12 protein-coding genes are annotated in these 12,072 nt (G+C 64.4%); 7 read left to right on the plus strand and 5 right to left on the minus strand.

The features are described 5' to 3' along the window. Nucleotides 1-20 precede the first annotated feature (20 nt). The 3 genes from aztC to aztA are packed head-to-tail and all read right to left on the minus strand — an operon-like array spanning nt 21 to nt 2,682. Nucleotides 21-956, minus strand: a complete 936-nt coding sequence (aztC, locus tag WHT83_RS13185) for a zinc ABC transporter substrate-binding protein AztC (protein WP_406871402.1) — start codon at nt 954-956, stop codon at nt 21-23. Between the two features lie 23 nt (nt 957-979). Further along, nucleotides 980-1,846: a zinc ABC transporter permease AztB gene (gene aztB, locus WHT83_RS13190; protein WP_183262047.1), complete on the minus strand. Its 867-nt coding sequence runs from the start codon at nt 1,844-1,846 to the stop codon at nt 980-982. Between the two features lie 2 nt (nt 1,847-1,848). Further along, complete coding sequence (aztA, locus tag WHT83_RS13195; protein WP_406871403.1) at nt 1,849-2,682, minus strand: zinc ABC transporter ATP-binding protein AztA; 834 nt, start codon at nt 2,680-2,682, stop codon at nt 1,849-1,851. 205 nt (nt 2,683-2,887) lie between these two features. Here aztA and WHT83_RS13200 point away from each other — a divergent pair, with 205 nt between their 5' ends. Beyond that, nucleotides 2,888-3,232 (plus strand): RidA family protein, encoded by a 345-nt coding sequence (locus WHT83_RS13200; protein ID WP_055979001.1) that lies wholly within the window; start codon nt 2,888-2,890, stop codon nt 3,230-3,232. Nucleotides 3,233-3,303: 71 nt separating this feature from the next. On the opposite strand, the gene hutC is transcribed toward WHT83_RS13200, so the two are convergent. Then, the gene (gene hutC / locus WHT83_RS13205) at nt 3,304-4,062 is read right to left on the minus strand and encodes a histidine utilization repressor (RefSeq protein WP_343061696.1); all 759 of its coding nucleotides are present in this window, start codon (nt 4,060-4,062) and stop codon (nt 3,304-3,306) included. Between the two features lie 16 nt (nt 4,063-4,078). Continuing rightward, nucleotides 4,079-5,431 carry a formimidoylglutamate deiminase gene (locus WHT83_RS13210; RefSeq protein ID WP_406871404.1) on the minus strand — a complete coding sequence of 451 codons (1,353 nt, stop codon included), beginning with the start codon at nt 5,429-5,431 and terminating at the stop codon, nt 4,079-4,081. A gap of 98 nt (nt 5,432-5,529) precedes the next feature. On the opposite strand from WHT83_RS13210, the gene hutI reads away from it, so the two are divergent. From hutI to WHT83_RS13240, 6 genes are all read left to right on the plus strand, one after another. After that, nucleotides 5,530-6,759 (plus strand): imidazolonepropionase, encoded by a 1,230-nt coding sequence (gene hutI / locus WHT83_RS13215; RefSeq protein ID WP_406871405.1) that lies wholly within the window; start codon nt 5,530-5,532, stop codon nt 6,757-6,759. Then, nucleotides 6,756-8,300, plus strand: coding sequence for a histidine ammonia-lyase (hutH, locus tag WHT83_RS13220; protein ID WP_318762047.1), 1,545 nt, complete (start codon nt 6,756-6,758; stop codon nt 8,298-8,300). Before hutI ends, hutH begins: the two co-directional genes overlap by 4 nt. Continuing rightward, nucleotides 8,297-9,124, plus strand: coding sequence for an N-formylglutamate deformylase (gene hutG / locus WHT83_RS13225; protein ID WP_406871406.1), 828 nt, complete (start codon nt 8,297-8,299; stop codon nt 9,122-9,124). Before hutH ends, hutG begins: the two co-directional genes overlap by 4 nt. An 11-nt stretch (nt 9,125-9,135) precedes the next feature. Beyond that, nucleotides 9,136-10,812: a urocanate hydratase gene (hutU, locus tag WHT83_RS13230; protein ID WP_318762045.1), complete on the plus strand. Its 1,677-nt coding sequence runs from the start codon at nt 9,136-9,138 to the stop codon at nt 10,810-10,812. Nucleotides 10,813-10,814: 2 nt separating this feature from the next. Further along, nucleotides 10,815-11,378, plus strand: a complete 564-nt coding sequence (locus tag WHT83_RS13235; RefSeq protein ID WP_406871407.1) for a HutD family protein — start codon at nt 10,815-10,817, stop codon at nt 11,376-11,378. A gap of 113 nt (nt 11,379-11,491) precedes the next feature. Continuing rightward, complete coding sequence (locus tag WHT83_RS13240) at nt 11,492-12,064, plus strand: NADPH-dependent FMN reductase (protein WP_406871408.1); 573 nt, start codon at nt 11,492-11,494, stop codon at nt 12,062-12,064. The last annotated feature ends 8 nt before the right edge of the window (nt 12,065-12,072 follow it).

The raw sequence follows: 12,072 nt of genomic DNA on the forward strand, positions 1-12,072 counted from the left end.
AGCCGCTTGGCGATATCCGGTTAGCTGCCGAGGATGGCGCCCTTGATGGTGGCGATGTTGGCCTTCATCATGTCGATGTAGGTCGCGGCCGGGCCGTCGGCCTTGGACAGCGCGTCGGAATAGAGCGTTCCACCGACTTTGACGCCGGTTTCCGAGGAGATCTGCTCGATCAGGCGCGGATTGGTGATGTTTTCCAGAAAGATCGCCGATGCCTTGTCGCCGCGCACCTGCGAGATCAGCGCCGCGACATCGGCCGCCGAAGCCTCCGCTTCGGTCGAAATGCCCTCCGGCGCCAGGAAGGTCAGGCCGTAGGCGTTCTCGAAATAGCCGAAGGCATCGTGCGAGGTGATGACGATGCGCTTGTCCTCGGGGATTGCCGCCACCGCCACCTTGACCTCGGCATCGGCCGCGTCGAGTTTGGCGGTATAGACTTCGGCGTTTGCCTTGTAGCTGTCGCAGCCGGTGGCGTCGGCAGCGCAGAAGGCGTCGGCGATGTTCTTCACATAGATCCTGGCGTTGGCGATCGACTGGAAGGCGTGCGGATCGAGGTCGCCGTGGTTGTGATCGTCGCTGCCTGCCTCGGCAGTGTGCTCATGCCCTTGCTTCATCTTGATCGGCAACACGCCCTTGGTCAGTTCGACCACCGAAGCCTTGGTGGCGCTGGCCTCGACAAGGCGTTGCAGGAAGCCTTCGAACTGCAGGCCGTTGACCAGGACGACATTGGCCTTGGACATGGTCACCGCGTCGGCGGGCGAGGGCTCGTAGACATGGGCGTCGCCGTCCGGTCCGACCAGCGTGGTCAGTTCGATGCGGTCACCGCCGACATTCCGGGCGAAGTCGCCGATGATCGAGAAGCTTGCCACGACCTTGAGCGGTTCGGCAGAGGCCGAAGTCGTTCCGAGCGAGGTTAATGTTATAACGCTCATAAGCGAGGCGAAGCCAATTGTCCTGAGCATATGTCTCTCCATGTTGAAGCGGATCAGGCGGTGCGGTGGCGGTGGCGGCGAAGCTTGGTGTTGAAGACGCCGCGCGTACCGAAAAGAATGGAAGCGAGGTAAATCGCCCCTGCCGAAAGGATGATGGCCGGGCCCGAGGGCAGGGAGGCGTGGTAGGACACCAGCAGCCCGGCGACGCAGGAAATCGCGCCAAAACCGAAGGCCAGCGCGCACATCGGCTCGACCCGCGCCGTCCAGAAGCGGGCGGCTGCAGCCGGCAGCATCATCAGGCCGACGGAGAGCAGGGTGCCTAGCGCCTGGAAGCCGCCGACGAGATTGAGCACGACGAGGCCGAGGAAGATGAAGTGGACCGGCGTACCGAGCCGGCTGACCGAGCGCAGGAACAGCGGGTCGAGGCATTCGGCGACCAATGCGCGCCAAAAGATGGCAAGCGTCAGCAACGTGAACCCTGAAATCAGCGCGATCAGCGTCAGCGCGTCGTTGTTGAGCGCCAGCACCGTGCCGAACAGCACATGCATGAGATCGACGCTCGAGCCGCGCAGCGACACGATGAGCACGCCGAGCGCCAGCGAAATCAGGTAGAACGCCGCCATCGACGCGTCCTCGCGCTGGACGGTGAAGCGCGACACGGCACCCGCGCCAAGCGCCACGATGACGCCGGCAATCAGCCCGCCGATGGTCATCGGCACGATCTGCAGGCCGTAGAGCAGGAAGCCGGCGGCAGCGCCCGGTAGGATGGCATGCGCCATGGCGTCGCCGGTCAGGCTCATGCGCCTCAGCATCAGGAATACGCCGACCGGGCAGGCGCCCAGCGCCAGCATCAGCGAGCCGGCAAGCGCACGCTGCATGAAGCCGAATTCGACGAACGGAGCGATCAGGAAATCATACATGTTCAGGCTGCCCGCGGGCCGGATTCGTGGTCGGGATGGCCGTGGACCTCGCCGTGCTCATGATGGTGATGATCGTCATGGCTGTGCGCGTGGACATGGCCTGGTTCCGGTTCGCACCATGGCGCATCGTCATGCCAGGCTTCGTCGAAGCGCCGGGCTCTCAGGAGGTTTTCCGGGCGCAGCGTCTCGATGGTTTCGCCCCAGGCAACCGGCTGGCGGGCGAGCAGCAGGGTGTTGGGAAAATGGGCGCGCACCAGCTCGAGATCGTGGGCGACCACCATCACCGTGCGGTTTTCGCCGTGCCAGCGCTTGATCAGCCGGATGAGGTCGCCGACCGTCTTGGCGTCGACCGCGTTGAACGGCTCGTCGAGCAGGATGATGTCGGCGTCCTGAACCAGCACGCGGGCAAACAGCGCACGCTGCAGCTGGCCGCCCGAAAGCGTGTCGATTGGGCGCTTCTCGAAGCCCTCGAGCCCGACGGCCATCAATGCGTGGTTGACGGCCTCGCGATCCTCTTTGGTGTAGCGGCCGAGCAGGCCACGCCTTGGCCACAGGCCAAGCGAAACGAGATCGATGACGCGGGCGGGAAAGCTGCGGTCGAGTTCCGACTGCTGCGGCAGATAGGCGATGCGTTTTCCCGGAGCGACGGTGCAGGAGCCGGCCATTGGTTTCAACACGCCGACAATGCCCTTCATCAGGGTGGATTTGCCCGAGCCATTGGCGCCGACCACCGCCGTCAACGAACCGGCCTTGATCGAGCCGTTGAGATGGTGGACCGCTGGATGGCTGCTATAGCCCAGCGTCAGATCCTTGAATGTCAGGCAGGCGTCGGTCATCGGTCTGTCCACAGGCGGCCGCTCGTTCGAACTCTGGATATGTGATGTTATTACATTAGTCAACGAGGCGGTGCGACAAAGCGGTGCATTTTCCCCATAGGGCCGCAACTGACAGGACTGGCCCACGGAATTTGACCATTGCGGCCTTGCGCCGATGGGGCAGCAAAATCTAAGAAGGCGCCACCTATAACGGAAGGAGACCACCATGAGCGTTCGTCGTATCGATGTCGGCCCTCGCATGAGCCAGATCGTCATCCACAACAACACCGTTTACCTGGCTGGCCAGGTTGGCGCCCCGGGCGAAAGCGTTGCCGCGCAGACCAAGGCCATCCTGGCCGAGATCGATGCCCTGCTGGCCAAGGCCGGCACCGACAAGACCAAGATCCTGCAGGCGATCATCTGGCTCGACGACATGTCGACCTTCGCCGAAATGAACTCGGTCTGGGATGGCTGGGTGCCTCAGGGCAACACGCCTGCACGTGCAACCGGTGAAGCCAAGCTCGCCGGTCCGGAATACAAGGTCGAGATCATCGTCACGGCTGCTGCCTGACGATAGCCTTCGGCTTCAAACCTAGCGAAACGCCGCGCGTCCCCGGGAAGCGCGGCGTTTTTGCTTTTTGGCTAGCTGTCGGAAGGCGTGAAGCGGGCGACCACCGCATGGGCATTCGCCGGATAGGTGAAGCGCACATGCGTGACCGGGCGCTCGGCGCTCCATGTCCGCCTTTCGATGACAAGGCAGGGCGCCCCTGCGGCAAGGCCAAGGTCCACGGCAATCTCGGCATCGGCCGCCGCCGCGCGGATGACGTGTTCTGCCGCACTCCAGGGCACTTGTCCGATCAGCCAGGGGCCGGGGGCAGTTTCAAGGAACTCCTCGTCCGCAGCCTCGGGCACGGCAGCGAGATTGATCAGCCGGTCTTCCGTGCAAAACGGCCGCGCACCGGCATAGTGGCGGCATTTCAACGCCAGAAGCTGGCCCGAAACGCCGGCCCCCAGCCTGTCACGGTCAGCCGCGCCTGCACGCCGCTTGAGCTGCGAGATCAGTTCGTAGCGGTAGGGCAGGCCGAGCGCTTCGACCTCGATGCGGATGTCGTGGATTTCGAGCACGGCTGCCTGCGACTGCGGCCTGCGCACGAAGCTGCCGGAGCGCCGACGCCGTTCGATCAGCCCGGCTTTGGCGAGTTGCGACAGCGCCTTGTTCACGGTCATGCGCGAACAGCCATACTCTTCGGTCAGTTCGTGTTCGAAGGGGATGCGGTACCCCGGCTCCCATTCGCCCGAAACGATGCGGTCGCGGATGTCGTTGAGGATGCGCTGGTAGAGCGATGTCGATGCATCGCCGCTTTCCGGCGCTTCAACTAGGTCCGCTATCGAATCAGGCACCAGGATTTCCTCGCCTTTACGCCGCCGTCAGTTGCATCATCACGCTCCGGAACCGCGCCGCAATAGCATCGCGGCGGAAATGTTGGCCGCCCGACACGACTTTGCGTCCCCGGACCCAGGCACAATCGACCTTGCCGCCGCGCGCGAAGATCCAGGCGTCGAGAATGGCGTCGCCGGTTTTCCCTGCGAGGGTGGGGTGGCCTGCGTCGAGCGAGATGAAATCGGCCGGCGCACCCGCGGCAATGGCGGCGTTCCCTGCGCCGAGCGCTTGTGCTCCGCCTTCGAGTGCCCGGTCGAACAGTGCGCGGCCGGTCGATTGGCCTGATGTCGCAAGCACATTGCGGGCCCGGTGCGCCAGCCGCTGCGAGTACTCGAGCATGCGGAGTTCGCCGCCGACGCCGATCTCGACATTCGAATCCGAGCCGACGCCGTATTTGCCGCCGTGTTCGACGAATAGCGGCGCAGAAAAGACGCCGTCGCCGAGATTGGCCTCGGTGATCGGGCACAGGCCGGCGACCGCTCCCGACCGAGCCATGGCGATCGTCTCGGCCTCGGTCATGTGCGTGGCGTGGATCAGGCACCAGCGCCTGTCGACATCAGCGTTGCGCAACAGCCACTCGACGGGCCGGGCCCCTGACCAGGCGACGCAGTCTTCGACCTCTTTCACCTGTTCGGCGATGTGGATGTGGATCGGCCCGGTGGTCATGGCTGTGACAACCGGCAATTCATCCGGGGTCGCCGCGCGCAGGCTGTGCGGCGCAAGTCCGAGCACCGCGCCGTCGATGCCGGCAACCGCTTCGCCGCACTTCTCAAAAAGCTGTGCGAAGCGATTCGTATCGTTGATGAATCGCCGCTGGCCTTCATTTGCCGGAGTGCCGCCGAAACCGGAATGGGCGTAGAAAACCGGCAGAAGGGTGAGCCCGATGCCGGTGTCGACCGAAGCTGCCGCGATGCGTTCGGCCATCTCGGCGATGTTGGCGTAGGGGCTGCCGTCCCGGTCGTGGTGGAGATAGTGAAACTCGCCGACGCGCGAAAATCCTGCCTCCAGCATTTCGACATAAAGCTGCGCCGCGACCGCCTCGACCTGGTCCGGCGTCATCGACAGCGCGAAACGGTACATCACCTCGCGCCACGACCAGAAGCTGTCGGACGACGGGCCGCGGATTTCGGCGAGGCCGGCCATGCCGCGCTGGAAGGCGTGACTGTGCAGGTTTGGCATGCCCGGCAGCACGATGGTGTGGCGCTCGTCGGTCGAGGCGGTGACGGCTCCGGTTTCCACATGTTCGATGCGTCCGCCGGCCAGCGTCAGCCTCACATTTTGTTGCCAGCCATCGGCCAGAAGCGCCTGTTCCGCAAAGATCGTTGCCACCATAATCTCCTCACCACTGTCGCGAACCGCACGATAGCACTTGCATCGCGCTTAGATATGTATATACATAATTGAAAGTGGAGGAAACGAAAAAGATCATGGCTGGAGCGCAATCGACAGGATCGGCAAGGGTTTGGCGCAATGCGCGGTTGGCGACGCTGGCTGAGGGCACGGCCGGCCTTGGCATCGTCGATGCGGGCGCGGTCGCAACACGAGATGGCCGCATCGTCTATGCCGGTGCTGAGGCTGACATGCCGGCCGGGCTGCTGTCGGGTGCCGAGGTTCTGGATTGCCATGGTCGCTGGATCACGCCGGGCCTGATCGACTGCCACACCCATCTTGTCCACGCCGGAAATCGCGCCAACGAGTTCGAGATGCGCCTGGCCGGTGCCACCTATGAAGAGGTGGCACGGGCAGGGGGCGGCATCGTCTCGTCGGTCAAGGCGTTGCGTGCGGCGAGCGAGGCAGACCTCGTGGCGCAGACCTTGCCGCGCCTCGATGCACTGATCGCCGAAGGGGTGACCACGGTTGAGGTCAAGTCGGGCTACGGGCTCGACCTCGACAATGAAGCCAAGTCGCTGCGCGCAGCGCGGCAACTGGCCGGGCTGCGGCCTGTGACAGTGCGCACGACTTTTCTCGGCGCCCATGCGCTGCCGCCGGAAGCCAACGGCGATAAGGATGCCTATATCGACCTCGTTGCCGGTCCGATGCTGGCGAAAATAGCCGATGAAGGCCTTGCCGACGCCGTCGACGGCTTCTGCGAGGGCATCGCCTTCTCGCCCGATCAGATGGCACGTGTTTTCGATGCGGCTACAGAGCGCGGCCTGCCGGTTAAGCTCCATGCCGACCAGTTGTCCAATCTCGGCGGCGCCGCACTTGCCGCCAGCTACGGCGCGCTGTCGGCCGACCATCTTGAGTATACCGACGAGGCTGGCGCTGCCGCGATGGCCAAGGCCGGCACGGTCGCGGTTGTCCTGCCGGGCGCCTACTATTTCATCCGCGAGACCAAAAAGCCGCCGCTCGACCTGTTCCGCAAGCACGGCGTCAAGATGGCCGTCGCCACCGACAACAATCCCGGCACCTCGCCGCTGACCTCGCTGCTTCTGACCATGAACATGGCCGCCACCCTGTTTGCCATGACCGTCGACGAATGCATCGCCGGAGTCACCCGCGAAGCCGCGCGTGCGCTCGGCCTGCAGGCCGAGACCGGCACGCTCGAAGCCGGCAAATGGGCCGACCTTGCCATCTGGGACATCGAAAGCCCGGCCGAACTTGTCTATCGCATGGGGTTCAATCCGCTCCATGCCCGTATCTGGAGAGGTAAATGACTACGCTCGTTCTGAAGCCCGGTAACGCAACGCTGGCCGATTGGCGCGCCATTTATCGTGGCGCCGTGCCCGAACTCGACCCGGCCTGCCGCCCCAGGATCAGGGCCAGCGCCGAAACGGTGGCAAGGATCGTCGCCAAGGGTGAGCCGGTCTACGGTATCAACACCGGCTTCGGTAAGCTGGCCAGCGTCCGCATCCCGGCGGACGACCTGGAAACCCTGCAGCGCAACATCGTGCTTTCCCATGCCGCGGGCGTCGGCGAGGCCATGCCGGTCGCGGTGACGCGCCTGATGATGGCTCTGAAGCTTGCAAGCCTGGCACAGGGTGCCTCCGGCGTGCGCGAACAGACCATCGATCTGCTGCAGGCCATGCTTGCCAAGGGTGTCATTCCGGTCGTGCCGGCGCAAGGCTCGGTCGGCGCATCGGGCGATCTGGCGCCGCTGTCGCACATGACCGCGACGATGATCGGTGTGGGTGATTGCCATACGCCGCATGGCATCGTGCCGGCCAAGGTCGCCTTCGTCACCCACGAACTCGAGCAGATCACCCTCGGCGCCAAGGAAGGCCTGGCGCTGCTCAACGGTACCCAGTTTTCGACCGCCTATGCGCTTGCGGCCCTGTTCGATGCCGAGGTTCTGTACAAGTCGGCGCTTGTCACCGGCGCGCTGTCGACGGACGCGGCCAAGGGCTCGGACGCGCCGTTCGATCCGCGCATCCACCTGCTGCGTAAGCATCGCGGCCAGATGGAAACGGCGGATGCGCTGCGCAACCTGATGGCCGGCAGCGCCATCCGCGAGAGCCACCGTGTCGGCGACGAACGTGTCCAGGACCCGTATTGCCTGCGCTGCCAGCCGCAGGTGATGGGCGCAGCCCTGACCTTGCTGCGCCAGGCGGCCGACACGCTTGGCACCGAGGCCAATGGTGTCACTGACAACCCGCTGATCTTCACAGAGGACGATACGGCTCTTTCCGGCGGCAATTTCCACGCCGAGCCGGTTGCCTTTGCTGCCGACATGATCGCGCTCGCGGTTTGCGAGATCGGCTCGCTGTCCGAGCGCCGCATCGCCATGCTGGTCGACCCCGCATTGTCCGGCATGCCGGCTTTCCTGACGCCGAAGCCGGGCCTCAATTCCGGTTTCATGATCCCGCAGGTCACGGCTGCAGCACTGGTTTCCGAGAACAAGCAGAGGGCCTACCCGGCATCCGTCGATTCCATCCCGACTTCCGCCAACCAGGAAGATCATGTCTCGATGGCTGCCCACGGCGCGCGCCGGCTGCTGTCGATGATCGAAAACGCCAATGGCGTTATCGGCATCGAACTGCTGGCTGCTGCCCAAGGCTGCGATTTCCATGCCCCGCTGGCATCGAGTGGGGCGCTCGAAGCGGTGCGCAAGCTGGTCCGGGCGCAGGTGCCGCATCTCGATGACGACCGCCATTTCCATCCCGACATGGAAAAGGCCATCGCTTTGGTCCGCAACGGGGCGATCGTCGAAGCGGCTGGCGCCGTTTCCTTGCCGCAGATTTCGGGGGCTCAGGCATGAGCGATAGGTCCTGGCTGACGGTCCAGCGGGGCGACGCCCCGCTGCTTGTCAGTATCCCCCACACCGGTACCGATCTTGCTGGGCGCGACGACGGCTTCGTTTCGCCCTGGCTGGCCCGGCGTGACACCGACTGGTGGATCGAGCAGCTTTACGACTTTGCCGGTGATCTGGGCGCGACCGTCGTCCGCACCTCGGTTTCGCGCTCGATCATCGACGTCAACCGCGATCCCTCGGGGGCCTCACTTTATCCCGGCCAGGCGACCACGGAGCTTTGCCCGACCACGACTTTTGACGGCGAGGCATTGTACAGGGATGGGCAGGAGCCCGATGCCGACGAGGTGGCCCGGCGCCGCGCGGCTTATTTCGAACCATACCATGCGGCTCTGGAAACCGAGATCGCCCGCCTGCGGGCGATGCACCCCCACGTGGTGCTTTACGATTGCCATTCGATCCGCTCGGTCATTCCCAGGCTCTTCGAGGGCAAACTGCCGCTGTTCAATCTCGGCACCAATTCCGGCAACAGCGCCGACCCCGCCTTGCAGGAACAGGTTGCTGCGCTGATGGCGGCGACGGGCCGGCCTTCTGTCGTCAATGGCCGTTTCAAGGGCGGCTGGATCACCCGCCACCACGGTCGCCCGGAGCAGGGTGTCCATGCTCTGCAGATGGAGCTTTCCTGCCGCGGCTACATGCTTGAGCCGGAAGGAAAGATCGAACCGTCCAACTGGCCGAGCCGCTACCACCCCGCCTTCGCCGCGCCGATGCGTGCGACGCTTACCAAGATTTTCGAAACCGCGCTCGCTTGGGCGGGCAGCCGACACTCCTAGGAGGCTTACGCATGACCCAACATTCCCGCATCGACAATGACCGCGTCATCCGCGCCGCCACCGGCACGGAACTCACCGCAAAGAGCTGGCTCACCGAAGCGCCGCTGCGCATGCTGATGAACAATCTCGACCCGATGGTCGCCGAAAAGCCGAGCGAACTCGTGGTCTATGGCGGCATCGGCCGCGCCGCGCGCGATTGGGAGAGCTTCGACCGCATCGTAGCCGCCTTGCGCAAGCTCGAGGCGGACGAGACGCTGCTCATCCAGTCGGGCAAGCCGGTCGGCGTGTTCCGCACCCACAAGGATGCGCCGCGCGTCCTGCTCGCCAACTCCAACCTGGTGCCGCACTGGGCCAACTGGGATCATTTCAACGCCCTCGATAAGAAGGGCCTGATGATGTACGGCCAGATGACTGCCGGCTCGTGGATCTATATCGGCAGCCAGGGCATCGTTCAGGGCACCTACGAGACCTTCGTCGAGATGGGCCGCCAGCATTTTGGCGGCAACTTGGCTGGCCGATGGATCCTGACGGCCGGCCTCGGCGGCATGGGCGGCGCGCAGCCGCTGGCCGCCACCATGGCTGGAGCCTCCTGTCTTGCCGTCGAATGTCAGCCGAGCCGCATCGAGATGCGGCTGAAGACCGGCTATGTCGACGTCCAGGCCAAGGACCTCGACGACGCTTTGGCCATCATCGACAAGGCAAGCAAGGAAAAGAAGGCGATTTCCGTCGCCCTGCTCGGCAATGCCGCCGACGTCTTCCCCGAACTCGTCAAGCGTGGCGTCAAGCCCGACGCGGTGACCGACCAGACCTCGGCGCATGACCCCGTCAACGGTTACCTGCCCCAAGGCTGGACGGTCGCCGAATGGGAAGACAAGCGCGAGCGGGATCCCCAGGCGGTGGCGAAAGCCGCGCGCGCCTCGATGGCCGTGCACGTCAAGGCGATGCTTGACTTCCACAAGATGGGCATCCCCACGGTCGATTACGGCAACAACATCCGCCAGATGGCGCTGGAAGAAGGCGTGGAGAACGCGTTCGACTTCCCAGGTTTCGTGCCGGCCTATATCCGTCCGCTGTTCTGCCGCGGCATCGGCCCGTTCCGCTGGGCGGCGCTGTCTGGCGACCCGGAGGATATCTACAAGACCGACGCCAAGGTGAAGGAACTCACCCCCGGCAACACGCATCTGCACAACTGGCTCGACATGGCCGCCAAGCGCATCCATTTCCAGGGTCTGCCGGCGCGCATCTGCTGGGTCGGCCTCGGTGACCGCCACCGCCTCGGCCTCGCCTTCAACGAGATGGTCGCCAAGGGCGAGCTCAAGGCGCCTGTCGTCATTGGCCGCGATCACCTGGACTCGGGCTCGGTCGCGTCGCCGAACCGCGAGACCGAGGCGATGAAGGACGGATCGGATGCTGTGTCCGACTGGCCGCTGCTCAACGCGCTGCTCAACACCGCCTCCGGCGCCACCTGGGTGTCGCTGCACCATGGCGGCGGCGTCGGCATGGGCTTCTCGCAGCATTCGGGCGTGGTCATCTGTGCCGACGGCACCGAGGACGCAGCACGCCGCCTAGAGCGCGTGCTGTGGAACGACCCCGCGACCGGCGTCATGCGCCACGCCGATGCCGGCTACGACATCGCCCTCGACTGCGCCAGGGACAAGGGCCTCAACCTGCCGGGCATTCTGGGCTGACCATGCGTATCATCCGTCACGCCGACTGTCGCTCCATGCCGTGGAAGAACGGCGGCGGCGTGACGACCGAAATCATGGCCTGGCCGCCCGCGGCCGGGCTCGACGACTTCGACTGGCGCATCTCGATGGCGCAAGTCGCAAGCGGCGGACCGTTTTCCGTCTTTGCCGGCATCGACCGGACGCTGACGGTCCTGGCCGGCAGCATGGAGCTCGCGGCGGGCGATGCGGCGCCGGTGGCACTTTCTCCACGGTCAGAGCCTTACATTTTCCCGGGCGATGTCAGCACCGAGGCGAAGCTCATCGACGGCCCGGTTCTCGATTTCAACGTCATGACCCGGCGGGGCCGCATCAGCCACTCGGTCCAGCGGCTGGAAATTTCAGAGCCGACCAGGATTGGCGTGGGTGAGGGGACCAGCCTGGTCTTCTTCGCCTCGGGCTCGGCGCGTATCGGCAATGAGAAAATCGCCGCGCTGGACACGCTGCATACCGAAGCTGGCCCAGTTGTGCTGGAAATAGAGCCTAGCAAAGCGGTATCGCTCCTGCTCGTCTCCATTCGCCGCCAATAAGCGCGCAATCTCCAAAATCGTCGTGACATCCGGCCGGAACTGGCAAACTATCCCATCGGGGTGGGTAGGTCAGGTCGGCGACCGATATCGCACGGCGAAATGGAGAATGTGCCATGGACACCTACAAGGTCGGTTATTTCATAGGCAGCCTTGCCGCAGGCTCGATCAACCGCAAGCTCGCCAAGGCGCTTGTCAGGCTCGCACCCAAGCATCTCGAAATGGAGGAAATCTCGTTTCGGGACCTGCCGCTCTACAGCTACGACTATGACGCCGATTTTCCGCCGCCCGCCCGCGCCTTCAAACAGGCGCTTGCGGGTGTCGACGCCATCCTGTTCGTCACGCCCGAGTACAACCGGTCCATCCCCGGCGGCCTGAAGAACGCCATCGACTGGGCGAGCCGGCCCTATGGCACCAATTCGTTCACCCGCAAGCCTTCGGCCGTCATCGGAACGTCGCCGGGTGCGATCGGCACGGCGGTCGCGCAACAAAGCCTGCGCAGCGTGCTGAGCTTTTGCAATTCGCCGCAGATGAACGCGCCAGAAGCCTACATCCAGTTCAAGCAAGGGCTGATCACCGATGAAGGCGAGGTGACAAATGAGGATACCGCCGAATTCCTCAGGAATTACATGGCCGAATTCCACGCCTTTGTCGTCAGGGTCTACACCGTATTGCCGCGCGGCGGATGACCTTCGCC

It is taken from the genome of Aminobacter sp. P9b (genome assembly GCF_045345995.1).
GTDB classification, from domain to species: domain Bacteria; phylum Pseudomonadota; class Alphaproteobacteria; order Rhizobiales; family Rhizobiaceae; genus Aminobacter; species Aminobacter niigataensis.